The sequence below is a fragment of the Mesorhizobium sp. P170090 genome (assembly GCF_057786115.1).
The window spans coordinates 2,705,049-2,728,668 of sequence record NZ_JBYNWH010000001.1; the positions used below are offsets into that span (position 1 = coordinate 2,705,049).

Here is a 23,620-nt window from a genome sequence, read left to right on the forward strand (position 1 = left end):
AAGCCCGAACACGGGCGGCGTTCACACGCCGCCCGTCTTGTTTTCAGTCCTCCCGAGGCTGACTCCGTCAGTCCTCCAAAATGCTGACATGCACGCTGTCTGAATAGACGTCGACCTGGATCAGCGGCTCGCCATTGACGATGGCGTTCCGTGTCGAGGAGCTCATCGCGCCACCGCGCTTCAGCATGCGTTCCAGATACGCGCGATCATCGTTGCTGCGGAACCAGTCATCGCCCTGGTCGTCGGCATCGCGCCGGTGGAACTTGTGCCAGTTGGCACGGTCCTGCCGCACCATCTGTGCTGCGCTGCTCAGCTCATAGCCGTCGCTGGCATGGTGGTCGCGATCGGAAATGCGCGCGACGTAGGACCCTAGCTCGTCACCGGCCTGCGCGCCGCCGACACCTATAGGTGACGCCAGCAACAGGCCGGCAATAATCAAAGATTTCGTCATGTTCATGATAACCCCTCGCTCTCCTACAACCCGGCGCGCTCATGCCAAAACCGATTGGCGAAATTGGGGCCGCCGCCGCCAAGCCGATCGTGCGCCGGGGCGTCGATCGGCGTCAAGCGGAATGGATCGGCCGACTGTCTTGGCCGACTGTCTTGGCTGAATGGCCTACTCGGCTTTGCCGACGCCCTCGATCGGCTGCTGCGGTGTTGCTGCCGGCTGCGGCGCTGCCGGTTGCGACTCGGGCTTGCCGTTCGATGCCGTTGCAGTTCCTGCTGGTGCGGTCTCTGCCGTCGTCTCCGCTGCCGGCGCTGAAGTGCTCGCCCTGGCCGGAGCCGGCGCGGCGAAGGCGCCGCCGACGATGCCGCCGCGAATGATCATCGGGTCCTGGCCGTGCCTAGGCTTTTCGGGGATCGCCGCGACCTTTTCATAAGTCACATCGGGCTGGGCATCGCCGAGCGCGACGATCGATGGCGACGAGGCGATCCTGACCGGTTCGGATCCGCCAACCTTGATGACTGATGGCGTCGAGGTCGAGACGCCGAGAAAGACGATCGACGAGGCGTGCGCCCCACCGGTCATCGCCGCCAGGGTGAAACCAAGCGCTCCAAGCACACGCATCGACATCGAAACCGTCCCCTTGCCCAACAAGCTGCCAGCCCTAACCCAAGTAGCCTAACCCCAGTGGATTGATGCCGGCTTGCAGGGAAACGTAGCATTTTAGGCATTGATAATTCGCCAACGCCGGCTTGCCCGAAAACCACTGCCGTATTAGAGCAATTCCAGGAAAAGTGAGTAGCGGTTTTCCGTCCGGAATTGCGCAAAAACAAATACTTAGAGCGTTTCAGCGAACAGCTGAACCGCTCTAACGCATGTCGCTCAAAAGTGGCCCCGGTTTTGAGAGAACGACATGCATCAAAACAAAGACCTAAAGCAGTCGCATGAATCCGGTTCAGCGCGACGCGCTTTAGGTCCGGCGCCTGTGAGGTGAAGCGAGTGGCTGAGATACTATCCGTCGGCGAAGCGATGGAGCAGGCGTTGGCGCTGCTTGAGGGCGGCGACGTCGTCGCTATCCCGACGGAGACCGTCTATGGACTGGCCAGCGACGCGACCAATGGCGTCGGCGTCGCCCGCATCTTCGAAGCCAAGGGCCGGCCGCGCTTCAACCCGCTGATCGCCCATGTCGCCGATCTCGCGATGGCCGAGCGCATTGCGATCTTCGACCCGCTGTCGAAGCGGCTGGCCGGGGCGTTCTGGCCGGGGCCGCTGACGCTGGTGCTGCCGCTCCGACCCGGCAACGGCATCCATCCGCTGGTCACCGCCGGGCTCGATGCGATCGCGCTCCGCATGCCGAGGGGCTTCGGCGGCGAGCTGATCGCCAGGCTCGGCCGGCCGCTGGCCGCGCCCAGCGCGAACTCTTCGGGCAAGATAAGCGCCACGACAGCGCAAGCCGTGGCGGCCGATCTCGGCGCCAAAATCCGGCTGGTGGTCGATGGCGGCGCCACCCCGGTCGGGCTGGAATCGACCATCGTCAAGGTCGAAGGCAACAGCGTGCGGCTGCTGAGGCCAGGCGGCATCGCTGCCGCCGATATCGAGGCCGTCACCGGCATCAAGCTGCAGCGCGGCGCGACAGCCGGCATCGAGGCGCCCGGCATGCTGGCGTCGCATTATGCGCCGCGCGCATCGGTGCGGCTCGATGCACAGAGTGTGGCTGAAGGCGAGGCCTTGCTGGCCTTTGGTGGCGACCGCGCCGAAGGCTGGCAAGCGGCGGCCGCCTTGCGCAACCTGTCCGCGTCAGGCGATTTGCGCGAAGCCGCAAGCAATCTGTTCGCGTATTTGCAGGAACTCGACCGCAGCGGCGCGGCGACGATCGCCGTCGAGCCGATCCCGTTCGATGGGCTCGGCGAGGCGATCAACGATCGGCTGTTTCGTGCCGCTGCCCCCCGTGACAAGCTCGATTGAGCGCCATAGTTTGCGCCCATGAACGACGCACCCTTCGACCTCGATCCCGCTCTCATCGCCCGCTTCGCGGCAATCGTCGGCGACAAATTTGCGCTGCGCGACCAGGCCGATATTGCGCCGTATCTTACCGAGCGGCGCGGCCTATGGCACGGCAGGACCGCCTTGGTGCTGCGTCCCGGCAGCGTCGACGAGGTCAGCCGGATCATGCGCCTGGCGAGCGAGACGGGAACGCCGGTCGTGCCGCAAAGCGGCAACACCGGGCTGGTCGGCGCCCAGGTGCCGGATGCCTCCGGCCGCGAGATCGTGCTGTCGCTGTCGCGGCTGAACCGCATTCGCGAGATCGACGTCTTCTCCAACACGGTAACCGTCGAGGCCGGCGTCATCCTGCAGACGCTGCAGGAAGCCGCCGACGCCGCCGACCGGCTGTTTCCGCTGTCGCTTGCCGCGCAAGGGTCCTGCCAGATCGGCGGCAATCTCTCGTCCAATGCCGGCGGCACCGGCGTGCTTGCCTATGGCAATGCGCGCGAACTCTGCCTTGGTGTCGAAGTCGTGCTGCCGACCGGCGAGGTGTTCGACGATCTCCGCAAACTGAAGAAGGACAACACCGGCTACGATCTGAAGAACCTGTTCGTCGGCGCCGAAGGCACGCTCGGCATCATCACCGCCGCGGTGCTGAAACTGTTTCCCAAGCCCAAGGGGCGCGAAGTCGCCTTTGCCGGCCTGTCGTCGCCGGAAGCAGCGCTTGCGCTGTTCAGCCTGGCGATGGACCGGGCAGGGGCGGCACTCACCGCCTTCGAGCTGATCGGCCAGCGTCCTTATGATTTCACGCTGCGCCATGCGCAGGGCGTCACGCGGCCGCTGGCGCAGGATTGGCCATGGTATGTGTTGATGCAGGTGTCGTCGGGCCGTTTGGCCGAGGACGCCAGGGGGCTGATCGAAGAAGTGCTGTCGGCAGGCCTCGAACAAGGCATCGTCGGCGACGCGGTGATCGCGGCCAGCCTGGCGCAGGGCGACGCGTTCTGGAACTTCCGCGAGGTGCTGCCGGATTCGCAAAAGCCCGAAGGTGCTTCGATCAAGCATGATATTTCGGTGCCGGTGGCATCCATCCCGGCGTTTATCGAAAAGGCGGCCGGTGCAGTGGCTTCGGTCAGTCCGCAGGCGCGCGTGGTCTGCTTCGGTCATATGGGCGACGGCAATCTGCACTACAACATCTCCCGGCCGGAGGGCGGTGACGACGAAGCGTTTCTCGGCCTCTACCACGCCATGAACCATGCCGTGCACGATGTCGTGCGCTCCTTCCACGGTTCGATCTCGGCCGAGCATGGCATCGGCCAGTTGAAGCGCGACGAACTGATCGCCACCGCGCCGCCAATGGCGATCGAACTGATGCGCCGGGTGAAGGCCGTCTTCGATCCGGCCGGCATCATGAATCCCGGTAAGGTTATCTGATCCTTTCAACATTTTGTGGCTGGTCTCATTCCGATAACCATCGCCTGAGATCAGCAAAATTTAACTGACTTTCTTAAGCCGGGCGGCAGAAGCTCGCGCTAATGTTTCACACAACGAGGCCGGGAAAACCGGCCCGGAGAGACCCGCAAAACGGCTCTCAGGAGAAACACAGGAAGGCAGCAGATGAACAGTGTATTGAAGCCCGTCTGGGCCGGGCGCAACATGCGCCTCGACCCATTCCGCCTGCCGCAAGTGGTGAGCTATGCCACGCGCGACGACTATGGCGACGTTACCTTCACCATCGACCAGCGCGGCGCCGTCATCCGCCGCACGCTCGAGATGAGCGGCGTGCCGGCGATCATCGCGCTGCCCGCCAACGCGTTTCGCGGCGTCGCCGCCCGCGCGATGGAGGATGCGCAAGGCAATGTCACGGTAACCCTCGAACTCCTGCACAACGACCCGATGCTGTCGGTGCCGCTGCTGGTGGCCGACGATCTCGACGACGTCGCCGCCGACTGGCGCGCCTGGGCCGATGCTTACCGGCTGCAGATGCTGCTGATCGAATCCGACGGCATTGCCCGCACGCTTGAGGAATCGCTCGGCGCCGCCATCAAGGCGCTGCCGGCAAAGGATCGCCGCAAGGGCCGGGTCTCGACCACGCGCCGCCCGCGCTTCCTCGCCCGCCGCAGGGCCGGCAATCTCGGGCTGAGACTGGTGATCGACGGCCAGGAGATTATTTCGAGAGAGTAGCTTGACCGGCGATTGGCGAAACCGCCGACGACAGCCTTCTTCTCACTATACGAGGGTTGAGGAGCGGTCCGCGTAGCGGACGAAAAGCCAATTGCTTGGCTTTTCGAGTGACCAACGCCCGGCAGGGCGATGAGGGGCGGCGCTGACCGAGGCATTTCTCGCAATATCGCCGCTGTGCATCTCACCTCAACTGCAAAGATTGGCGCTGCCCCTCATCCGGCTGCCGCCACCTTCTCCCCGTGTAGTGACGGGGAGAAGGAGATTAAACCAGCGGCTTTAGCGCCACCCACAGCGCACCGCCGATCAGGCCGATGAAGATCAACCAGCCGACCTGGTTGTTGGATTTGAACAGCCGCAGGCATTGATCGGGATCGTCGATATCCAGAACCGCTATCTGCCGCGCCATATGGGCGCCGGCGGCGATCAGCCCGGCCAGCGCCACCACCGGCGCCTGCGCCGAGGCGAAGGCGATGGCGAAGCAGACCAGCGTGCCGCCATAAAGCCCGACCAGCCAGGTCTTGGTGTTGTCGCCGAACAGCCGCGCCGTCGAGCGCACGCCGACGATGGCGTCGTCTTCCTTGTCCTGATGCGCGTAGATAGTGTCGTAGCCGATCACCCACAGGATCGAGCCGATATAGAGCATGATGGCCGGGCCATCGAGATCGCCGAACTCGACCGCCCAGCCCATTAACGCACCCCAGGAGAAGGCGAGCCCGAGCACCAATTGCGGCCAGTTGGTGAAGCGCTTCATGAAGGGATAGACGGCAACGATGACCAGCGAGACGATGCCGAGCGGAATGGCGAAGTCGTTGAACTGCAACAGCACGACCAGGCCCAGCAACGCCTGGATGACCAGGAATATCCAGGCCTGGCGGCGCGTCACCTTGCCGGCCGGCAATGGCCGCGAGCGCGTGCGCTCGACCTTGTTGTCGATGTCCTGGTCGACAATGTCGTTATAGGTGCAGCCGGCGCCACGCATGGCGACGGCGCCGACAAAGAACAGGAACAGGAACCACGGCGACGGCAGCAATGTGAGCAACGGGTCTGCCGGGCGGGGATAGGCGCTGGCCGCAAGCGCTGCCGACCACCAGCAGGGCCACAGCAGCAATTGCCAGCCGATCGGCCGGTCCCAGCGCGCAAGCTGCGCGTAAGGCCACAGCCAGCGCGGCAATATCTTGTAGACCCAATGGCCGCTCGGCGCGTCGGCGACGCGGCCCTGTGCGGCTTTCGACTGGATGGTTTCCATCGTGCTGGAGTGGCAGCAGCGGCGTGCGCCGTCAAGCGGCCGCATTGTCGCTTAGGCGGTGAAAATATCGTGGCTGGCAAACCATTCCTTCGCCACCTCCGTGAAGGCCAGCGCCGCCTTCGACAGCCTTTGCCTTGTGTCATGGGTGAGGATGATGCGCTGCATCGGCAGCGGATCGGACAGCGGCTTGCAGACCAGCGGCAGCCCGTCATAACTCCTGTCGCCATAAGGCCTGGTGTAGCTCACCGCGACGCCGAAGCCGTTGGCGACCATGCTGCGCTGCAGTTCGAACGAACTCGCCGTCGATTGCGAGACCGGCGACAGGCCGCGGCTGAGGAACAGGTCCAGCATATGCTGCCAGCTGTGCGGCTGGTCGGTGGTGATCAAGGGATGGGTCGCCAGCTCCGCCAGGCTGACACTGGCCTGGCTGGCCAGCGCGTGGCCTTGCGGCAGAAGCGCGTGTGGCCGCAGCTCATGCAGCAGGATGCGGGCGAAGTGCGAGGGCAGGCCGAGATCGTAGGTCAGGCCGAGATCGATTGCCGCATCGCCGAGCCGCCGGCCGAGCGTCTCGAAGGTCTCGTCGCGGACCACCACGGTGACCGCCGGGCAGCGTTGCGAAAAAGCGCGGATCAGCGCCGGCGCGAAATAGGGCGCCAGATCCTCGAAACAGCCGAGCACAAGTTCGCCCCCGACATCGGCGTCGCGCGTCCCGAGCCCAACCAGTTCGTCCGCTTCGGCCAGCACCTGCTTTGCCTTCGCCACCGCGCTGCGGCCGAACGAGGTCAGCGCGATGCCGCTGCCGCGCTGGCGCACGAACAGTTTCTGGCCGAGCGTCGCTTCGACATTGTCGATCGCCACCGAGATCGAGGGCTGCGAGACGTTCAGCATCCGGGCGGCCACGGTGACGCTGCCGTGACGGGCAACAGTGACGAGGTAGCGCAACTGGGTGAGGGTCAGGTTCATAGAGTAAAGCTATAAGGGAGATGAGAAGTTATTATTTTACGCGATGTGCGGCGGCTGCGATAGTCGGTCATCGAAACAGGGAAGACATGAGATGGCCGCCAGACATATTGATGCCGCAGCGATTGCCGACTACCAGCGCGACGGCGCGGTCTGCATACGCGGCGCCTTCAAGGACTGGGTCGGCACCATCGCCGCCGGCATCGAGCGCAACATGCAAAACCGCAGCGCCACGGCCTCGGACATCGCCAACGGCAAGGGCAGCTTCTTCGACGATTACTGCAATTGGGAGCGCATTCCCGAATTCGTCGACGTGGTGCGCAATTCCCCGGCCGCGGAACTCGCGGCAGCGGCGATGCAGTCGCGCAGCGCCCAGTTCTTCCACGACCATGTGCTGGTCAAGGAACCGGGCACGCAAAAGCCGACGCCTTGGCACCAGGACATCCCGTATTACTTCGTCGATGGCACCCAGACCGTCAGCTTCTGGATTCCGATCGATCCGGTCAAGGAAGCGACGCTGCGGCTGATCGCCGGCTCGCACAAATGGGACAAGATGATCCTGCCGGTGCGCTGGCTCGATGACAGCAATTTCTATGCCGGCGAGGGCGATTATCTGCCCGTGCCGGATCCAGACAAGGACCCGTCGCTGAAGGTGCTCGAATGGGAGATGGAGCCGGGCGACGCCATCCTGTTCGACTTCCGCACCGCGCATGGTGCGCGCGGCAATCCGACCGCGGCGCGTCGCCGGGCGCTGTCGCTGCGCTGGGTCGGCGACGATGCGCGCTATGTCGAGCGCCCCGGCCGTACCTCGCCGCCCTATCCCGGCCATGACATGAAGCCCGGCCAGAAACTGCGCGAGGACTGGTTCCCGGTCGTCTTCCAGAGCTGATACCGGCCGGGGACGCCGTGCTCTCGGCGCGACGTTCCCGTGCGCAACCGGTATGGCGCAAGGTAAAACTCTTGACCCGCGCCGCCCGGGGCAATAGCGCAGTCCCTGTCGTGAAATGACAAGGGACATCGGCATGCGCGTTTTGTTGATCGGCTCCGGCGGCCGCGAACATGCCCTGGCCTGGAAGATCGCGGCCTCGCCGCTTTTGACCAGGCTCTATGCCGCGCCCGGCAATCCGGGCATCGCCCACGAGGCCGAACTGGTCAAGCTCGACATCGCCGACCATGCCGCTGTTGCCAGCTTCTGCAAGGACAACGCGATCGACCTCGTCGTCGTCGGGCCGGAAGGCCCGCTGGTCGCCGGCATTGCCGATGACCTGCGCGGCGAAGGCATCCGCGTCTTCGGACCGTCGAAGCGCGCCGCAAGGCTCGAAGGCTCGAAAGGTTTTACCAAGGACCTCTGCGCCAAATACGATATCCCGACCGCTGCCTATGGCCGCTTCACCGATCTGACCGCGGCAAAGGCCTACGTCGAAAAGATGGGAGCGCCGATCGTCATCAAGGCCGATGGGCTCGCTGCCGGCAAGGGCGTCACCATCGCCATGACGCTGGACGAGGCGCGCGCCGCCCTCGATGCTTGTTTCGACGGCGCATTCGGTGACGCCGGCGCTGAGGTCGTGGTCGAGGAATTCATGACCGGCGAGGAGGCGAGTTTCTTCTGCCTGTGCGACGGCACGACCGCACTTCCCTTTGGCACCGCGCAGGACCACAAGCGCGTCGGCGATGGCGATACCGGCCCCAACACCGGCGGCATGGGCGCCTATTCGCCGGCGCCGGTGATGAGCCCCGAAATTGTCGAGCGCACCATGCGCGAGATCGTCGAGCCGACCATGCGCGGCATGGCCGAGCTTGGCGCGCCGTTCGCCGGTATTCTGTTTGCCGGGCTGATGATCACCGACAAGGGGCCGAAGCTGATCGAATACAATACCCGCTTCGGCGATCCCGAGTGTCAGGTGCTGATGATGCGGCTGAAGGACGATCTGCTGGTGCTGCTCAACGCCGCCGTCGACGGCCAGTTGGCGCACAGTTCGATCCGCTGGCGCGACGATGCCGCGCTGACCGTGGTGATGGCGGCACAGGGCTATCCCGGGACGCCGGAAAAAGGCTCGGTCATTCGGGCTCTCGACGGAGCCGCTGGCGAAGGCGTTGAGATTTTCCATGCCGGCACTGCCATCAATGGCGGCGCGCTGGTCGCCAATGGCGGCCGCGTGCTCAACGTCACGGCATCAGGCAAGACGGTGGGCGAAGCGCAAAGCCGCGCTTACGCCGCGCTCGACCGTATCGACTGGCCGCAAGGCTTCTGCCGCCGCGACATAGGCTGGCAGGCGGTGGCGCGGGAAAAGGCCAGCGCCGCCACATAAGCCTCAGCGCTCGCGAACCAGTTCCGTCGAAGCGGTGCTGACCGGGTCGGCGGCCTGCGAGAAGGCGGCCTCGAGCAGAGCCTCCGAACGATACGTGGTCCGCTTCCAGGCGACATACTCGGCAATACCGAAGCGCGCGCGGCGCGGCACCGTCTTGACCACCGGCATGCGGAAGGCGGCGCGGAATGTCTGCCAGCGCGCGCCGAGCACCGCCACCATTTCCTCGACCGTCGGTGGCGTCGCCACATCGGCGTATGTGATGGTGACTTTGCCGGCGAGCCCGGCCGCGCGCGACACCGGCACCGGTATCGAGGCGAGGTAGTCGGGCGGCACGTCGATCAGGCCGCCGAAGGGCCATTGCTGGCGCAGTGCCGCCGCGTCCATCGGCGCGACGTTGACGTCGATGTCGTTGGGCGTGCCGGCGACGCGGTAGGGGCAGCGCAGGCGCCCGCAATTGGCCTGCGCCGAGAACTGCCACAGCGCATAGCCCTGCCAGTTGCCCATCGGAAAATGCACGTCGATGTCGGGCTTGTAGCGCGCATACCAGAGCGGCAGCCGCGACAGCAGACGGTATTGGTAGCGGTTGTCGGCGATGTACTGGGCGGTCTTGCCGTTGGTGTAGAGGATCGGGAAACGGCCGAGCCGCCGGTGCACCTGGCGCACGAATTCCTCGGCATCCTCGAGCGACATCCATTGCGAGGGGTCGTTGCCTTCGAGATCGAGGGCGAGCAGATCGTCAGGGGCTGGCTCGGCGAAATCGATGAAACTGTTGGCCTGCTCGAGCGGATTGCCGGGGCGGGCAAGATGATAGGCGCCCCATTTCAGGCCGAGCGCCTTGGCCACCACCTTGCGCGTCTGAAACAGCTCGCGCGTCACCGCAAAGCGTTTCCACAATGTCTTGCAGAGTTTGACCGTAGGCTCGTCGCCGTAGCAGAAATAGGGCGGCGGCAGCCCGTCGGAGGCCTTGTTGATGAAGCCGACAATGCGCTTGTCGGTGGCAAGCTGCGCCCAGTCGATGGAATTGTATTCATAGGCGTCGACCACCAGCGCGCGGTCGCCATCCCGCCAAGGCTCGGAAAAGTCCGAGGCTGTAGCCGCTGACGTCAGCGCCATCATCGCCGCGAGAGCGATCGCTGAGCGGCGAAGAAGATGCGCCGGCGTTTTCAAACAGGGGATCCCCGCTGACCAAACACCGATGGTGGACCGGTATGGTTAAGGAAGTGCTTTCGGGCAGGAGTCCTGTCGCTCTCGCGATTTCGTCATTCTATGGCGAAGCAAGGAGCGAAGCGACGCGGCGCGGACCATAGTATGCATTCCGCGACTTCGAAGCGTTGCCACGGCGCGGAATTCTGCACCGTTGCGCCCCTGGCGCGAGGTCGCGACATGGTACTCGGCATCCGCTACGCTCCCGCTCCACCTGTGGACGACGAAGTTCGATGAAAATCCGCGTGACAAAGTTTGACGTTTACGTAAAAAGAAGGTCGGAGGCCGCCCAGAGGCGGATGGTTTTGCATCGGCCCGGGTCCTAGGATCGAGCAGTCGGAGCAGCGGAGGAGAAAGCGGCATGTACAAGGCCCCGGTCGACGACATTTCGTTCACGCTCAAGCATGTCGCCGGGCTCAAACCGGCGCTCGACAGCGGCGCGTTCGGCGACCTCGGCGAAGACCTTGTCGACGCCATCCTGGCCGAGGCCGGCCGCTTCGCCAGCGAGGAAGTGGCGCCGCTCTACAAGATCGGCGACGAGCACGGCGCGGTGCTGAAGGATGCAGCCGTGACCATGCCGCCCGGCTGGAGGGCGCTTTACCGCAGCTGGATCGGCGGTGGCTGGAACGCGCTGTCCGGACCGGAAGAATTCGGTGGCCAGGGCCTGCCGACCATGCTCGGCGTTGCCGCGCTCGAAATGTGGAACTCCGCCGCCATGGCCTTCGGCATCGGCCCGACGCTGACCATGGGCGCCGTCGAGGCGCTGGACAAGCATGCCTCCGAAGCGCTGAAGGCAAAGTATCTGGCAAAGCTCGTCTCCGGCGAGTGGATGGGGACGATGAACCTGACCGAGCCGCAGGCCGGTTCCGATCTCGCCGCCTTGCGCAGTCGCGCCGAGCCTGCCGGCGACGGCACCTACCGCATCTTCGGCCAGAAGATCTTCATCACCTATGGCGAGCATGATTTCACCGACAACATCATCCATCTGGTGCTGGCGCGGCTGCCCGACGCACCGGCCGGCACGCGCGGCATCTCGCTGTTTTTGGTGCCGAAATTCCTGGTCAATGATGACGGCTCGCTCGGTGCCCGCAACGACGTCTTCTGTTCCGGCCTCGAGCACAAGCTCGGCATCCATGCCTCGCCGACTTGCACCATGATCTATGGCGACGGGTTCCAGGGTGCTGCGCCCGGCGCCGTCGGTTGGCTGATCGGCGAGGAGAACAAGGGGCTCGCCTGCATGTTCACCATGATGAACAACGCGAGGCTTTGCGTCGGCATGCAGGGCGTGGCAGTGGCCGAAGCCGCGACGCAGAAGGCGATCGCCTATGCCAATGAGCGCCGCCAGGGCAAGGCATCGGACTTTTCAGGCGCCGGGATGGCGCCGATCGTCCATCACCCCGACGTGCAGCGCAATCTCTTGACCATGAAGGCTTTGACCCAGATCGCCCGCGCCATCTCGTATTCCTGCGCCTATGCCATCGACTTTGCGCGTGTGTCGACAGGCGAGGAGGCCGCGCATTGGCGCGATCGCGCCAATCTGCTGACGCCGCTGGCCAAGGCCTTTTCCACCGATATCGGCGTCGATGTCGCATCGCTCGGCGTCCAGGTCCACGGCGGTATGGGCTTCATCGAGGAGACGGGCGCGGCCGCGCTCTATCGCGACTCCCGCATTGCGCCGATCTATGAAGGCACCAACGGCATCCAGGCGATCGACCTTGTAGCCCGCAAATTGCCGCTTGGCGGCGGCGAGCATGTGCATGGCTATATCGCCGAACTGAAGGCCATCGCCGACGAGGTGCGGACCTCGAACCTGCAGGGCTTCGGCCGCACCGCCGAAGCGCTTGACCAGGCGTTCGACGATCTCACCGAGGCGACGCGCTTCCTGCAGAAGCTGCTGGCCGACGGCCGTCTGGACGAAGCGCAAGCCGGTGCGACCCCCTATCTCAGGCTGATCTCGCTTGCTGCCGGCGGCGCTTATCTGGCGCGTGGCGGACTTGCCCAGCAGAGCCGCATCGCCCTTTGCCGCTTTTTCGCCGAAAACCTGCTCGGCGAAGTCAGCGCCTTGAAGGAACGCGTCATCGATGGCGCCGAGAGCCTCGCTACCGCCGGCAAGGCGCTGATAACGGCCTGAATACCAGAGCGCTCACCAGGGAAGAATGACCGTGACAGACCATATTCTCGTCGAGCGCCAGGGCGCCATCCAGATCATCCGCATGAACCGTCCCGACAAGAAGAACGCACTGACGCGCGCCATGTACGCGACAATGTCCAAGGCGCTGGCCGATGGCGATGCCGACCCGGCGGTTCGCGTCCATGTCTTCCTCGGTGTGCCTGGCGCCTTCTCTTCCGGCAACGATCTCGCCGATTTCCTGGTCATCGCCACCGGCGGTGAGGGCGGCAACGAGGTCTGGGACTTCCTGATGGCGCTGGCCAAAACGGAGAAGCCGATGGTCTCCGGCGTCGACGGCATTGCGGTCGGCATCGGCACCACGCTCAATTTGCATTGCGACCTGACTTTCGCCACGCCGCGCACGGTGTTCCGCACACCCTTCGTCGACCTCGGCCTGGTGCCGGAGGCGGGCTCCAGCCTGCTGGCGCCGCTCATCCTCGGCAGGCAGGGCGCCTTTGCGCTGCTTGGACTCGGCGAAGGTTTTTCCGCCGAACGCGCCAAGGCCGCCGGCCTGATCTATGAGGTGGTCGAGGAGGACGGGCTAGAAGCCGCGGTACTCGCCGCGGCCGGCGCGATCGCCGCCAAGCCGCCGCAGGCGCTGAAGATCGCTCGTGACCTGATGCGCGCCCCGCGCGACGAGCTTGTCGCCCGCATCAAGGTGGAGAGCGAGCGTTTCTCCGAGCGGCTGAAGTCCGACGAAGCGCGCGCCGCGTTGACGGCCTTCATGACGCGCAAGAAGGCATAGGTCACGCCAAGCTGTATCCGACCTTGGCGGTGGCGGTAGGCGTCAGGGGAAAACCGCTCAAGGGTTGTCAAAGCGCTTCGGCCTGCACTATTTCTCGCTCGATCCTGGCGGCCAGGTGGAGAGGACATGACCCGAGAAGTTGTCATCGATGCGCACAGCATCGAAGCCGGCGCCCGTTGACGGGTTGAACGCCGGGACATGCTTGCCGATTTTGCAAGGCCGCTCGGCCTGACGTTCAGGCTCTGGTGGCGCTTCTGGCCGCAGCTGATCGCCATGGTGCTGTTGGGCATTTTGGGCGGCGACCTGTTCATGCAGATCGCCGCGCGCGCCGCCTTCCTCAACCATATGGCGGGCTTGGCGCTGCTGACGCTCGTCGCCTTGACGCAGCTCATCGTCACCGTCGCCATGTTCCAGACCCTGCTTCCCGGCCTGCCGGCGATCCGCGCGGCGCAACAGGGCGCGCGGGACAAAGCCTCCGATAAAACATCTGGCGAAGAACCGAGCAGCAGCGCCGCAAGGCTGACGCACATGGTCACTGTCGCGCTCCTGCCCTTCTTCGCCTACTACGCCGCCTGGGGTTTTCTCGGCGACACGGTGCGGCAATATTCGCGCGTCACCCTCGACATGGCGCCGTTCGGCGAAGGCTCGGGTAATGTGCTCGATGTGCTGGATTCGCGCTGGCTCATATTTTCCGTCGTCATCTCCTGGCTGGTCAGGCGTTTTGCCCAGGCGATGCAGAAGCGCGGCGGCGCAAAGTCCTTCTGGCAAATCGTGGTCGTGATCTGCGAGACCAACTGGATCTTCGTCGGTCTGTACGTCATCTCGCGCTGGAAGGACGACATCGTCGGCTGGATCATGAGCCGCAACATTTTTTCCGTCCTGCAAGCTGCAGCCGACGGCGTGGCCAATCCTGTTTCCACCGCCTTTGCCGAGCCGATGGTTCCGGTGGAAGTCACCTCGATCGATACGACAACAAAACTCATCGCGCTGTTCTTCTACATGCTGCTGCCGGTGATCTGGCTGGTCATGACGGCGTTGATCTACGGCTATGATGTACGCGACGACAAGGAACTGCTGCGCGTGCACGACCGGGTCGAGCGCCTCGGCGCCCGCTATCGAAGCATCCCGAAATTCATGCGCGACTTCGTCGAACACTTCATCTCCGGCTATCGCTCGCGCTATCTGCCGATCGCCAATGGCGTGCGCATCACGCTGAGCTCGGGTGTCGTGCTCATGCTCACGCTGATCGTCGGCTATCGTCTCATCGACTGGCTGGCCGCCTGGGCGTGGCTCGGCGCGACGCGCATCGCCGGCCCGCACGATCTCGACATCTGGCAGGTGCTGTCCGAGGGCGTGTCGCTGCTGTTCGGCAGTGCCTTCCAGGACTCATCGACCGGTATTCTGGTCGAGCCGTTGCGCATCTGCTTCCTTGCGGCGATCCTCGAAACGGCATTTGCGCTGCCCAAGCGCCGGGCCAGCGAGGCTGCGCAGCCGGCTGGTCCGGCCGGTCCGGAAGGCGAGGCGCAGAATGCTTGAAACCGCCCGATCGCGGCTGAAAGCGTGGATTGCCGCCGGCATCGGCACGGCGGCGGCGATTGCCGTTGCCGGCGTGCTGGGCGCCTTCGGGGAAAGGCATGCGCAGGTGCCGGTTCTGGCTCCAGCCGGCCCGATCGAAACCGGGCAATGGCTGCTGCGGCCGGCGAAGGCCTATGTCAGCGCCCAGAAATATGTCTATGGCACGTTGCGCAAGCCCGGGACCAAAGCGCTGGTCTTCGAGGTCGACATGACCAACCGCACGGCCCAGTCGACGAAGGATTATTTCGAACTCTTCCAGGCAAGCCAGCCGGCTGTCGACCCGGCGACAAAACCGTACATCGTGCTGACGCGCGACGAGACGCTGTCGCCGGAACTGCACCCGGATATGCCGGAGCGCATGGCCTATATCTGGGAGCTGCCGGAAGGTGCTGCCGCTCCAGCCAGCCTCGACCTGACAGTCATCCGCAAAATCTACAAACAGCGCGACAACCTCTACGGCCTGCCCGGCTGGTTCAATCCGAGCCCGGTCGGCACGCTGACCATTCCTGTCGCGCCCGATGCTGGAGGCCAGCCATGATGCGCAGACTGGCCAATCTCGTCCTGCTGCTCGCCGCCGTAGCGCTCTGCTACGGCTTGCAGGTTTCGAAGCCGCACTATGCCGACCTGATTGGCCCGATCCCGGTACGGGGCAATGTTGGAGAGACAATCGTCGGCCGCAGCTTCGAGGTGCGCGCGGAAAAGCTGGAGTTTGCGCGCAAGCTCAAGGCCGACCGGTTCGGCGAGACCAAGGTGCTGACCACTGGCGGCGTGTGGGCGGTGGTGACCGTCGAGTTCGCGGCCAAGGCTGCGTCCACGATCGTCGCGGTCGCCTCATGGCGCGGACCAACGGGCTTGACCTACGACCACACCGAGCGGCTGTCGTTCATCAACAAAGGCATTCTCCCGGTAGCTGTCGACCCCGGCCTGCCGCGGAAGGCGAGGCTGGTCTTCGAGGTGAGGCCAGAGGAGGCCGGCAACGCGACGGTGCTGATTTCAAGCAAGCTGATGGCGGCGCTCGATTCGCAGGCCGAGATTTCGATCGGACCGGTCGCAGCCGGTTCCGACGGCCTGCCTGCCGGCACCGTCGGCACGCTCGATCTGGCGCAGCCGATCGATGGGCAACCGAAATGACGGCGCTGATTGAGGATAGAGGGCTGACGGAGAAAAAATGGCGCCGCCGCAGCCTTTGGGCGCTGCTTGTGCTCGTTCCCCTGACCCTGGCGGTGCAGGCCTATGACAGCGTCAAGGCGCTGCTCGGCGACAACGATCTGTTCGAGCGCCGCGTGGCCTGGGGCCAGAGCGCGCATTTCGGCGGCAGCGAGTGGAAGCTGACCGATCTGCGCGGCGCCTTCGGAATGAAGAACCTGCCGCCCGATTCCGTACCGGTGCTCGCGGATTTCGCGGTGACCATCGGCGATCCCGACCTGCAGAACCTCTGGCTTGGCTGCAAGGTGATGCTGATCGATGCCGAGGGAAGGCGCTGGTCGCCGACATCGGCGGTAAGGCTGAACGCGCCGGACAATGTTCAGACCTGCATTTCCGCGATGTTTTCGGGCGCCAAGGCCGGGGACACGATCAAGCTGCGCGAGACATTCCTGGTGCCGAAGGACGTCACCAGGACTATACGACCAGCGGTCGGCGTTGCCAGCGAACGGCCGCATTTCCTGCTGTTCCAGATGGAGAAGGACTGATCTCCGGCGGCCCCGGCGATCCTCAGGGATAAAGCCGTGTCTTGTCCCAGCCGCCTTCGGCGTTGCGCGAAAAGACCAGCCGATCGTGCAGCCGGAATGGCCGGTCGTGCCAGAACTCGATCGCCTGCGGCACGATGCGGAAGCCCGACCAGTGCTTTGGCCGCGGGATTTCGCCGATAGGGTAGCGCGCCGTGTATTCGGCCACCGCCTTCTCCAGGGCAAAGCGGCTTTCCAGCGGCCGCGACTGTTTCGAAGCCCATGCGCCGATCCGGCTGCCGCGCGGCCGCGTCGCGTAATAGGCGTCGGCTTCAGCGTCGCTGACGATCTCCACCGGACCGCGTATGCGCACCTGGCGGCGCAGCGATTTCCAGTGGAAGCACATCGCCGCCTTCATGCTGCCAAGAATCTCGCGGCCCTTGGCGCTCTCGAAATTCGTGTAGAAGACAAAGCCGCTTTCATCGAAACCCTTGAGCAGCACCATCCGCACATCCGGCATGCCGTCGGCATCGACGGTTGCAAGTGCTACGCCGTTGGCGTCGTTGATTTCGCTTTTCTTGGCGTCCTCCAGCCACTCAGCAAAGAGCCGGAACGGCTCGGCGGCTTCGGTAAAGTCACTACTTGTTAACTCAGTGTCACTCATAGTTTTTCTCAAATTGTCTCGAGCTTCAGGAGGTTGCCGATTGTCGCGTATCGCGCAAGCTTTTGACAGCGGGCAATGGAGCGTTATCGCTTCGGCCAGTTCGAAAGCCGTGATCGTGATTATCGCACTGCCGCTTGCCGCCTGCGGCGCCGGCGGCTTCAGCCTGGAAAAGGCCGAGGTCGATCGTTCCATCGTCACCTCAAGCGCGCCGGCGAGGGTGACATCGACGGACGCCGACAGCGCTTCCGACCAGACCACGATCGGCAATGCGGTGTCTTCGGCCGACATCGAGGAGCTTCGCGGCCAGGCCGTGCCGTGGGCGAATGCCGACACCGGCTCGCGGGGCTCCATCACCGAACTCGCCGAAGTGCAGGACAACGGCCAGGCCTGCCGCAGCTTTACCGCCTCGCGCGAAAGCTTCGACGGCGTCGCTTTGTTCAAGGGGCAATTGTGCATCGCCGCGGCCGGCGGCTGGCACATGCAGGACTTCAAACCGCTCTGATTTTCGAGGTTTGCGGGCATCGCAATTTCAACCCTCGATAAGCCTGCGCGCCACTGGAATTTCTTCCTATGGGAGCGCATATAAGGGCCAACGTGGATTTAACTCATTTTCCAGGGCAGGACGCATGCGCGACCCCTATGAGGTGCTGGGCGTTGCCAAGAACGCATCGGCCAAGGACATAAAATCGGCTTACCGCAAGCTCGCCAAGAAGTATCATCCGGACCAGAATCCGAATGATCCCAAGGCCAAGGACCGTTTTGCCGCCGCCAATCAGGCCTATGAGGTCGTCGGCGACGAGAAGAACCGTGCGGCCTTCGACCGCGGCGAGATCGACGCCGACGGCAAGCCGAAATTCCAGGGCTTCGAGGGCGCAGCCGGCGGCGGCGATCCGTTCGGTGGCTTCCGCCGCCAGCAGGGCGCCGGCGGCTCGCGCTTCGAATTCCGATCGGGGCGTCCGGGCGGCGATCCGTTCGACGGCAACAGCGACATTTTCAGCCAGATCTTCAACGACGCCTTTTCCGGCGCGCGTGGCGCCGGAACAGGCGACCGCCGCCAGCAGGCGACCGCCGCCGATCTCAACGTCACGCTCGACGTCACCATCGAGGAGATAGCGACCGCAGAAAAGGTGACGGCGATGTTCCCCGACGGCCGCAAGATTGCGGTCAAGCTGCCGGTCTATGTCGAGGACGGACAGACCATCCGGCTGAAGGGCCAGGGCGAGCAGGGGCCGGGACAGCCGGGCGATGCGCTGGTCAAGATCCGTATCCGCAGGCACCCGCGCTACCGCATCGAGGGCCGTGACCTGCATGCCGATCTGGAGGTAGCGTTGGCCGACGCGGTGCTGGGCGCCAAGGTGCCGGTCGACACGCCGACCGGCAGGCTGGCGGTCAACATTCCGGCCTGGTCGAGCTCCGATAAGGTGCTGCGCCTGAAGGGCAGGGGCTTGCCGGAAAAAGCGGGTGGCCATGGCGATCTCTACGCCCATGTCCGCATCATGCTGCCGGAAGGCGGCGACAGCGAACTCGAAGCGCTGATGCGCAGCCGCAAAGGCTGACGCGGCCCGACTTGGCTGCCTAGCTGCCGGGCGCTGCTTCCTCCATCCGCCGGATGGTTTCGCCGAAGCGGCGCAACGCCTGCCGCACCGGGACATGCGGGCTCTCGATCTCAAGCAGGATCATCGTCTCGCTGCCGAGGAATGCGGCGCTGACCAGGCTGGTCACTTCGGCGGCGGAGAATGGCCCGAGGCCGCCGAACCGCCGCTCCGCCTCTTGCGCCAGTCCGTCCAGCAGTTCGAACCAGCCGCGCAGGTCGCGGCGCACCGCCTTGGCGATCTCGGGGCTCGACAGGCTTGCCGCGATCATCTCGTGCAGGATCCGGACATAGCCGGACGCCAGATCATCGTCGAGGAAATCGCAAGCGCGCTCCCAGCGTTGCCACAGCGGCATAGGTGCCGCAAAAGTCTCCGCCTGGCGCTTCAGCAGGCCCTCGTTCAGATGGTCGAGCAGGGCCAGGAACAGCCGTTCCTTGGAGCCGAAATGGTAATGGATCTGGCTGAGCGGAACGCCGGCGATCTCGGCAACGCGGCGCGTCGACAGATCGGCATAACCGCCTCGATGGAGGCATAACTCGGCGGCCGAAATCAGTTCGGCGCGCGTGTCGCGCTTTTGCTTGTTCTGTGGCGGGGTAACGGCTTCGGCAGCGTCCGTCATGCGGCGTGGCTGCCGCTGTTAGCGGTGCAATCTGGGCGGATCATAGCTTCTCCTGTCCGGGGCTGGACGTCCCTCCACTCTATCTCGGTCGAGCGACCGATCAAGTTGACTCGCTAGAAAATTTATGGTTTTTGACGCTGAATTCGGTCGACCGACCGAATCCTGATGCTTGCATGGAGGGCACTCATGGCGGGCGTAATCACCCTTATCTACGGCGTTGCCGCATACCTGATTTTTCTCGGTTCGTTTCTCTATGCGGTCGGTTTCGTCGGCAACATGGTTGTGCCGAAATCGATCGATTCCGGAGTCGCTGGAAGTCCGGTCGAAGCCGTCATCGGCAATGCACTGCTGCTCGGCCTTTTCGCCGCCCAGCACAGCATCATGGCGCGGCCGGTTTTCAAGCGCTGGTGGACACGGATTGTCCCGCACGCGGCCGAACGCAGCACCTATGTGCTTTTGGCCAGCCTCATCCTGCTGCTGCTCTACTGGCAATGGCGGCCGATTCCCGGTCTCGTCTGGACGGTCGAGAACCCGGTCTGGGTCGCCGTCATCCATGGCGTGTTCTGGCTCGGCTGGGCGGTATTGTTGACCAGCACCTTTCTGATCAACCATTTCGAACTGTTCGGCCTGCGCCAGGTTCTCGCCGCTTTGCGCAAGAGCGAACCGGCGCCGCCCGTGTTCAGGACGCCGCTGTTCTACAAATGGGTCCGGCACCCGCTCTATGTCGGCTTTCTCCTGGCCTTCTGGGCGACGCCGTCGATGACATGGGGCCATCTTCTGTTCGCGGCGGGCAGCACCGGCTACATCCTGCTCGGCATCTTCCTCGAGGAACGCGATCTCGTCGCGATGTTTGGCGATCAGTACCGCCTCTACCGCAAGCAGGTGGGAATGCTCATTCCCTGGCGCAAAATGGCTGGATAGGGCCGATGCGTTGCCGACCAGCCGATTCGGCTGGTCGGCCGGGCCTGGGCCATCAAGGCGCGCTGGCCGCAGTGAGGCGTTCAAATCTCACAACAACGTTATTATCCCCCATTCGTTGTCACGCCGAGTGTCTGAATTGAACGCGCGCCCCGTCTGCGCTTGATGCGCCTTTCTGCCTGTGCGATAGGCACTCCAAAGCAGAAAATCTTTCGGAGAGCGCTGACATGGCGGGTGGACAGGGCCTTATGGCCGGCAAGCGCGGCCTTATACTGGGCGTCGCCAACAACAGATCGATTGCCTACGGCATCGCCAAGGCCTGCGTCGACCATGGCGCCGAGATCGCGCTGACCTATCAGGGCGAGGCGTTCAAGAAGCGCGTCGAGCCGCTGGCTGCGGAATTGGGCGCCTTTGTCGCCGGTCATTGCGATGTCACTGATCCGGCGAGCCTCGACGAGGTGTTTGCCAATGTCGCCAAGCATTGGGGCGGCAAGCTCGACTTCCTCGTCCATGCCATCGCCTTTTCCGACAAGGACGAGCTGACCGGACGCTATGTCGAGACGACGCGCGACAATTTCCTGCGCACCATGGACATTTCGGTCTATTCCTTCACCACCATCGCCAAGCGCGCCGAAGCGCTGATGACCGACGGCGGCTCGCTGCTGACGCTGACATATTACGGCGCCGAAAAGGTCATGCCGCATTACAACGTCATGGGTGTCGCCAAGGCCGCGCTCGAAGCCAGCGTGCGCTATCTCGCCGTCGACCTCGGCGGCAAGAAGATCCGCGTCAACGCCATCTCGGCCGGGCCGATCAAGACCTTGGCTGCTTCGGGCATCGGCGACTTCCGCTACATCCTCAAGTGGAACGAATACAATTCGCCGCTGAAGCAGACCGTCACCCAGGAAGAAGTCGGCGATTCCGCCGTCTATTTCCTGTCGGACCTGTCGCGTGGCGTCACCGGCGAGGTGCACCATGTCGATTCCGGCTATCACGTCGTCGGCATGAAGGCGGTCGACGCGCCGGATATTTCGACCGTCAAGGAATAGTTCTGCCGCGGTTTCCGCCCGCCTGTCCTGATTTCCGGAAGACCTGATGGTTCCGCTCGTCTACATCGTGCGCCATGGCCAGACGCAGTGGAATGCCGAGTCGCGGCTGCAGGGCCAGGCCGACACCGATCTCAACGCGCTCGGCCGCGAGCAGGCGACCCGCAATGGACGGCGGCTGGCCGAACTGATCCAGAACCCTCAGGATTTCGACTTTGTCGCCAGCCCGATGAAGCGGACGCGCGAGACGATGCAGCGGCTACGCTTGGCGATGCAGCTCGATCCCGATGCCTACCGCATCGACCCGCGTCTGGTCGAGGTGCACTTTGGCGACTGGCAGGGCTTTACCTATGCCGAACTCGATGCGCGAATGCCGGGCTCGGCGAAGGCGCGACGGCGCAACAAATGGAATTTCCAGCCGCCGGGCGAGGGCGCCGAAAGCTACCAGATGCTGCTCGAACGGGTGAAGCCGTGGTTCGACGCGCTCGACCGCCAGACGGTCTGCGTCACGCATGGTGGCGTCGTGCGGACCCTGTTCAGGATGGTCAAGGGTGTTTCCGAACACGAAGCGGCAAACCTGGAAGTGCGGCAGGACCGGGTGCTCAGGCTGCAGGACGGGCGTCTGGATTGGCTTTAGGTTCGAGCAGATAAAAACAGGACGACCGTCCTGTTTATCCGGGCAGGGCTCCGCCGAGCGGCAAGGGCCTGTGCGATGTCGGTGTTACTCGGTGTCGGGCAGTTCCATGTCGGTGACGACGTTCTCGCCATTCGTCACGTCATAGGCAATGACGATATCCATGCCCGGTTTCAGCGAATCGAGATCGGTCTCGGCGTTGAGCTTGAAGGACTTACCGTCCTCCAGCGTCAGCGTCAGCGCGTCCTTGTCGACCTTCTTGATCAGGCCTTCGGTCTGGCCGGCATAGGCGGCGGTGGAAATCAGCAACATGGCGGCAGCAGCGCCAATCAGGGTACGCATCGTCGTCCTCTTTGTCATTGCGCCTGCACGGATGGCGGCGAGCTTTCAACGGGCGGATGGAAGAGAGCAGAAACCAACCGAATGTGTCAAAACTAAAACGGCCGGATCACAGTTTGACCGCTGTGGAAAACGCCAATAGAACGCACCTTTGATCCGGTCCGCTGCCGGGCAGGGCTAAAATTCATGTCTCACAACACGTTCGGCCATCTCTTCCGCGTCACCACCTGGGGCGAAAGCCATGGCCCGTCGCTCGGCTGCGTGGTCGACGGCTGCCCGCCCGGCATCCGCTTCACGCGGCAAGAGATACAGGCCGAACTCGACAAGCGCCGTCCCGGCCAGTCGCGTTTTGTGACCCAGCGCCGCGAACCGGACGAGGTGAACGTGCTATCCGGCTTCATCCTCGACGAGGACGGCGAGACGATGATCACCACCGGCACGCCCGTCTCGATGCTGATCGAGAATGTCGACCAGCGCTCCAAGGACTATGGCGAGATTGCCCGCCAGTACCGTCCCGGCCACGCCGACTACACCTATGACGTCAAATACGGCGTGCGCGACCATCGCGGCGGCGGCCGTTCCTCGGCCCGCGAGACGGCCGCGCGCGTAGCCGCCGGCGCGCTCGCCCGTAAGGTGGTGCCCGGAATGGTGGTGCGCGGCGCGCTGGTCTCGATGGGCGAAAAATCGATCGACCGCGCCAACTGGAACTGGAATTTCATCGGTGACGCCGAAAACCCGTTCTTCACCCCCGATCCGGCCTCCGTTCCGGTCTTCACCAGCTATCTCGACGGCATCCGCAAATCCGGCTCCTCGGTGGGCGCGGTTATTGAAATCATCGCCGACGGCGTGCCAGCCGGCCTTGGCGCGCCGATCTATGCCAAGCTCGACCAGGACATCGCGTCCGGCCTGATGTCGATCAACGCCGTCAAGGGCGTCGAGATCGGCAACGGTTTCGAAGCCGCGCGCATCACCGGCGAACAGAATGCCGACGAGATGCGCATCGGCAATGACGGCAAGCCGGTCTTCCTGTCCAACAATGCCGGCGGCATTCTGGGCGGCATCTCGACCGGCCAGGCGATCGTCGCCCGCTTCGCCGTCAAGCCGACCTCGTCGATCCTGACGCCGCGAAAATCCATCGACAAGGACGGCAACGACGTCGACGTCATGACCAAGGGCCGCCACGACCCCTGCGTCGGCATCCGCGCCGTGCCGATCGGCGAAGCCATGGTTGCCTGCGCCATCGCCGACCATTATCTGCGGCACCGGGGACAGACAGGCCGGGGATTAGGCAGTAGGGATTAGGCAATAAGCCAGCCCGTACTTC

The 23,620-nt window shown here is 64.1% G+C and carries 25 protein-coding genes; 17 read left to right on the top strand and 8 right to left on the bottom strand.

Annotated elements, in window-relative coordinates; all coding sequences use genetic code 11:
* Nucleotides 1–67: 67 nt before the first annotated feature.
* Complete coding sequence (locus AC3EML_RS12740; protein ID WP_081731237.1) at nt 68–451, bottom strand: hypothetical protein; 384 nt, start codon at nt 449–451, stop codon at nt 68–70.
* Between the two features lie 165 nt (nt 452–616).
* Nucleotides 617–1,075: a hypothetical protein gene (locus tag AC3EML_RS12745; RefSeq protein ID WP_352521275.1), complete on the bottom strand. Its 459-nt coding sequence runs from the start codon at nt 1,073–1,075 to the stop codon at nt 617–619.
* Between the two features lie 369 nt (nt 1,076–1,444).
* On the opposite strand from AC3EML_RS12745, the gene AC3EML_RS12750 reads away from it, so the two are divergent.
* The 3 genes from AC3EML_RS12750 (at nt 1,445) to AC3EML_RS12760 (ending at nt 4,609) form a co-directional block, all read left to right on the top strand.
* Nucleotides 1,445–2,410, top strand: coding sequence for an L-threonylcarbamoyladenylate synthase (locus tag AC3EML_RS12750; protein WP_352521276.1), 966 nt, complete (start codon nt 1,445–1,447; stop codon nt 2,408–2,410).
* A gap of 18 nt (nt 2,411–2,428) precedes the next feature.
* On the top strand, nt 2,429–3,859 hold the full coding sequence (locus tag AC3EML_RS12755) for an FAD-binding oxidoreductase (RefSeq protein WP_352521277.1): 1,431 nt from the start codon (nt 2,429–2,431) through the stop codon (nt 3,857–3,859).
* A gap of 183 nt (nt 3,860–4,042) precedes the next feature.
* Nucleotides 4,043–4,609, top strand: coding sequence for a DUF6101 family protein (locus AC3EML_RS12760; RefSeq protein WP_023668457.1), 567 nt, complete (start codon nt 4,043–4,045; stop codon nt 4,607–4,609).
* Between the two features lie 262 nt (nt 4,610–4,871).
* Here AC3EML_RS12760 and ubiA read toward each other — a convergent pair whose 3' ends face one another.
* Entirely contained in the window at nt 4,872–5,855 is a 984-nt protein-coding gene (ubiA, locus tag AC3EML_RS12765) for a 4-hydroxybenzoate octaprenyltransferase (protein WP_023687122.1), read from the bottom strand.
* A gap of 51 nt (nt 5,856–5,906) precedes the next feature.
* Nucleotides 5,907–6,818, bottom strand: coding sequence for a LysR family transcriptional regulator (locus AC3EML_RS12770; RefSeq protein ID WP_023687123.1), 912 nt, complete (start codon nt 6,816–6,818; stop codon nt 5,907–5,909).
* Nucleotides 6,819–6,909: 91 nt separating this feature from the next.
* Between AC3EML_RS12770 and AC3EML_RS12775 the strand changes: the two genes are divergently transcribed.
* The gene (locus AC3EML_RS12775) at nt 6,910–7,704 is read left to right on the top strand and encodes a phytanoyl-CoA dioxygenase family protein (RefSeq protein ID WP_023706642.1); all 795 of its coding nucleotides are present in this window, start codon (nt 6,910–6,912) and stop codon (nt 7,702–7,704) included.
* A gap of 133 nt (nt 7,705–7,837) precedes the next feature.
* Nucleotides 7,838–9,124 (top strand): phosphoribosylamine--glycine ligase, encoded by a 1,287-nt coding sequence (gene purD / locus AC3EML_RS12780; RefSeq protein ID WP_352521278.1) that lies wholly within the window; start codon nt 7,838–7,840, stop codon nt 9,122–9,124.
* A gap of 3 nt (nt 9,125–9,127) precedes the next feature.
* Here purD and AC3EML_RS12785 read toward each other — a convergent pair whose 3' ends face one another.
* Entirely contained in the window at nt 9,128–10,240 is a 1,113-nt protein-coding gene (locus AC3EML_RS12785; protein WP_023723281.1) for a glycoside hydrolase family 25 protein, read from the bottom strand.
* A gap of 448 nt (nt 10,241–10,688) precedes the next feature.
* Between AC3EML_RS12785 and AC3EML_RS12790 the strand changes: the two genes are divergently transcribed.
* The 6 genes from AC3EML_RS12790 (at nt 10,689) to AC3EML_RS12815 (ending at nt 16,508) form a co-directional block, all read left to right on the top strand.
* The gene (locus AC3EML_RS12790) at nt 10,689–12,458 is read left to right on the top strand and encodes an acyl-CoA dehydrogenase family protein (RefSeq protein WP_023752611.1); all 1,770 of its coding nucleotides are present in this window, start codon (nt 10,689–10,691) and stop codon (nt 12,456–12,458) included.
* A 31-nt stretch (nt 12,459–12,489) separates the two neighbouring features.
* Nucleotides 12,490–13,242, top strand: coding sequence for a crotonase/enoyl-CoA hydratase family protein (locus AC3EML_RS12795; RefSeq protein ID WP_352521279.1), 753 nt, complete (start codon nt 12,490–12,492; stop codon nt 13,240–13,242).
* A 198-nt stretch (nt 13,243–13,440) separates the two neighbouring features.
* A complete protein-coding gene (locus AC3EML_RS12800; protein WP_352521280.1) occupies nt 13,441–14,778 on the top strand; it encodes a hypothetical protein in 1,338 nt (445 codons plus the stop codon).
* On the top strand, nt 14,771–15,355 hold the full coding sequence (locus tag AC3EML_RS12805; protein WP_023702034.1) for a hypothetical protein: 585 nt from the start codon (nt 14,771–14,773) through the stop codon (nt 15,353–15,355). Before AC3EML_RS12800 ends, AC3EML_RS12805 begins: the two co-directional genes overlap by 8 nt.
* Entirely contained in the window at nt 15,352–15,948 is a 597-nt protein-coding gene (locus AC3EML_RS12810; RefSeq protein ID WP_023685398.1) for a hypothetical protein, read from the top strand. Before AC3EML_RS12805 ends, AC3EML_RS12810 begins: the two co-directional genes overlap by 4 nt.
* Nucleotides 15,945–16,508 (top strand): hypothetical protein, encoded by a 564-nt coding sequence (locus AC3EML_RS12815; protein WP_352512909.1) that lies wholly within the window; start codon nt 15,945–15,947, stop codon nt 16,506–16,508. The genes AC3EML_RS12810 and AC3EML_RS12815 overlap by 4 nt, the downstream gene beginning before the upstream one ends.
* A gap of 22 nt (nt 16,509–16,530) precedes the next feature.
* On the opposite strand, the gene pdxH is transcribed toward AC3EML_RS12815, so the two are convergent.
* The gene (pdxH, locus tag AC3EML_RS12820; RefSeq protein ID WP_081725434.1) at nt 16,531–17,160 is read right to left on the bottom strand and encodes a pyridoxamine 5'-phosphate oxidase; all 630 of its coding nucleotides are present in this window, start codon (nt 17,158–17,160) and stop codon (nt 16,531–16,533) included.
* Between the two features lie 28 nt (nt 17,161–17,188).
* Between pdxH and AC3EML_RS12825 the strand changes: the two genes are divergently transcribed.
* Together AC3EML_RS12825 and AC3EML_RS12830 are read left to right on the top strand one after the other, a co-directional pair.
* A complete protein-coding gene (locus AC3EML_RS12825) occupies nt 17,189–17,650 on the top strand; it encodes an RT0821/Lpp0805 family surface protein (RefSeq protein WP_023687129.1) in 462 nt (153 codons plus the stop codon).
* 124 nt (nt 17,651–17,774) lie between these two features.
* Complete coding sequence (locus AC3EML_RS12830; RefSeq protein ID WP_352521281.1) at nt 17,775–18,704, top strand: DnaJ C-terminal domain-containing protein; 930 nt, start codon at nt 17,775–17,777, stop codon at nt 18,702–18,704.
* A gap of 19 nt (nt 18,705–18,723) precedes the next feature.
* Here the strand turns inward: AC3EML_RS12830 and AC3EML_RS12835 are convergent, their stop codons facing one another.
* Nucleotides 18,724–19,359, bottom strand: a complete 636-nt coding sequence (locus AC3EML_RS12835) for a TetR/AcrR family transcriptional regulator (protein WP_023692089.1) — start codon at nt 19,357–19,359, stop codon at nt 18,724–18,726.
* 186 nt (nt 19,360–19,545) lie between these two features.
* On the opposite strand from AC3EML_RS12835, the gene mddA reads away from it, so the two are divergent.
* From mddA to AC3EML_RS12850, 3 genes are all read left to right on the top strand, one after another.
* The gene (mddA, locus tag AC3EML_RS12840) at nt 19,546–20,280 is read left to right on the top strand and encodes a methanethiol S-methyltransferase (protein ID WP_023723279.1); all 735 of its coding nucleotides are present in this window, start codon (nt 19,546–19,548) and stop codon (nt 20,278–20,280) included.
* Nucleotides 20,281–20,504: 224 nt separating this feature from the next.
* The gene (gene fabI / locus AC3EML_RS12845) at nt 20,505–21,326 is read left to right on the top strand and encodes an enoyl-ACP reductase FabI (protein WP_023727494.1); all 822 of its coding nucleotides are present in this window, start codon (nt 20,505–20,507) and stop codon (nt 21,324–21,326) included.
* Between the two features lie 46 nt (nt 21,327–21,372).
* Nucleotides 21,373–21,960 carry a histidine phosphatase family protein gene (locus tag AC3EML_RS12850; RefSeq protein ID WP_352521282.1) on the top strand — a complete coding sequence of 196 codons (588 nt, stop codon included), beginning with the start codon at nt 21,373–21,375 and terminating at the stop codon, nt 21,958–21,960.
* 84 nt (nt 21,961–22,044) lie between these two features.
* Here the strand turns inward: AC3EML_RS12850 and AC3EML_RS12855 are convergent, their stop codons facing one another.
* On the bottom strand, nt 22,045–22,299 hold the full coding sequence (locus AC3EML_RS12855; RefSeq protein ID WP_023685405.1) for a DUF1344 domain-containing protein: 255 nt from the start codon (nt 22,297–22,299) through the stop codon (nt 22,045–22,047).
* 183 nt (nt 22,300–22,482) lie between these two features.
* Between AC3EML_RS12855 and aroC the strand changes: the two genes are divergently transcribed.
* Complete coding sequence (gene aroC, locus AC3EML_RS12860) at nt 22,483–23,598, top strand: chorismate synthase (protein WP_352521283.1); 1,116 nt, start codon at nt 22,483–22,485, stop codon at nt 23,596–23,598.
* Nucleotides 23,599–23,620 lie beyond the last annotated feature (22 nt).

Bases quoted from the DNA above. Each gene is read 5' to 3' on its own strand.
- AC3EML_RS12800 (WP_352521280.1), top strand. From the start codon at position 13,441: ATGCTTGCCGATTTTGCAAGGCCGCTCGGCCTGACGTTCAGGCTCTGG.
- AC3EML_RS12775 (WP_023706642.1), top strand. From the start codon at position 6,910: ATGGCCGCCAGACATATTGATGCCGCAGCGATTGCCGACTACCAGCGC.
- AC3EML_RS12805 (WP_023702034.1), top strand. From the start codon at position 14,771: ATGCTTGAAACCGCCCGATCGCGGCTGAAAGCGTGGATTGCCGCCGGC.
- fabI (WP_023727494.1), top strand. From the start codon at position 20,505: ATGGCGGGTGGACAGGGCCTTATGGCCGGCAAGCGCGGCCTTATACTG.
- purD (WP_352521278.1), top strand. From the start codon at position 7,838: ATGCGCGTTTTGTTGATCGGCTCCGGCGGCCGCGAACATGCCCTGGCC.
- aroC (WP_352521283.1), top strand. From the start codon at position 22,483: ATGTCTCACAACACGTTCGGCCATCTCTTCCGCGTCACCACCTGGGGC.
- AC3EML_RS12745 (WP_352521275.1), bottom strand. From the start codon at position 1,075: ATGTCGATGCGTGTGCTTGGAGCGCTTGGTTTCACCCTGGCGGCGATG.
- AC3EML_RS12850 (WP_352521282.1), top strand. From the start codon at position 21,373: ATGGTTCCGCTCGTCTACATCGTGCGCCATGGCCAGACGCAGTGGAAT.
- AC3EML_RS12785 (WP_023723281.1), bottom strand. From the start codon at position 10,240: ATGATGGCGCTGACGTCAGCGGCTACAGCCTCGGACTTTTCCGAGCCT.
- AC3EML_RS12755 (WP_352521277.1), top strand. From the start codon at position 2,429: ATGAACGACGCACCCTTCGACCTCGATCCCGCTCTCATCGCCCGCTTC.
- AC3EML_RS12770 (WP_023687123.1), bottom strand. From the start codon at position 6,818: ATGAACCTGACCCTCACCCAGTTGCGCTACCTCGTCACTGTTGCCCGT.
- mddA (WP_023723279.1), top strand. From the start codon at position 19,546: ATGGCGGGCGTAATCACCCTTATCTACGGCGTTGCCGCATACCTGATT.
- AC3EML_RS12830 (WP_352521281.1), top strand. From the start codon at position 17,775: ATGCGCGACCCCTATGAGGTGCTGGGCGTTGCCAAGAACGCATCGGCC.
- ubiA (WP_023687122.1), bottom strand. From the start codon at position 5,855: ATGGAAACCATCCAGTCGAAAGCCGCACAGGGCCGCGTCGCCGACGCG.
- AC3EML_RS12810 (WP_023685398.1), top strand. From the start codon at position 15,352: ATGATGCGCAGACTGGCCAATCTCGTCCTGCTGCTCGCCGCCGTAGCG.
- AC3EML_RS12740 (WP_081731237.1), bottom strand. From the start codon at position 451: ATGACGAAATCTTTGATTATTGCCGGCCTGTTGCTGGCGTCACCTATA.
- AC3EML_RS12760 (WP_023668457.1), top strand. From the start codon at position 4,043: ATGAACAGTGTATTGAAGCCCGTCTGGGCCGGGCGCAACATGCGCCTC.
- AC3EML_RS12855 (WP_023685405.1), bottom strand. From the start codon at position 22,299: ATGCGTACCCTGATTGGCGCTGCTGCCGCCATGTTGCTGATTTCCACC.
- AC3EML_RS12790 (WP_023752611.1), top strand. From the start codon at position 10,689: ATGTACAAGGCCCCGGTCGACGACATTTCGTTCACGCTCAAGCATGTC.
- AC3EML_RS12835 (WP_023692089.1), bottom strand. From the start codon at position 19,359: ATGACGGACGCTGCCGAAGCCGTTACCCCGCCACAGAACAAGCAAAAG.
- AC3EML_RS12815 (WP_352512909.1), top strand. From the start codon at position 15,945: ATGACGGCGCTGATTGAGGATAGAGGGCTGACGGAGAAAAAATGGCGC.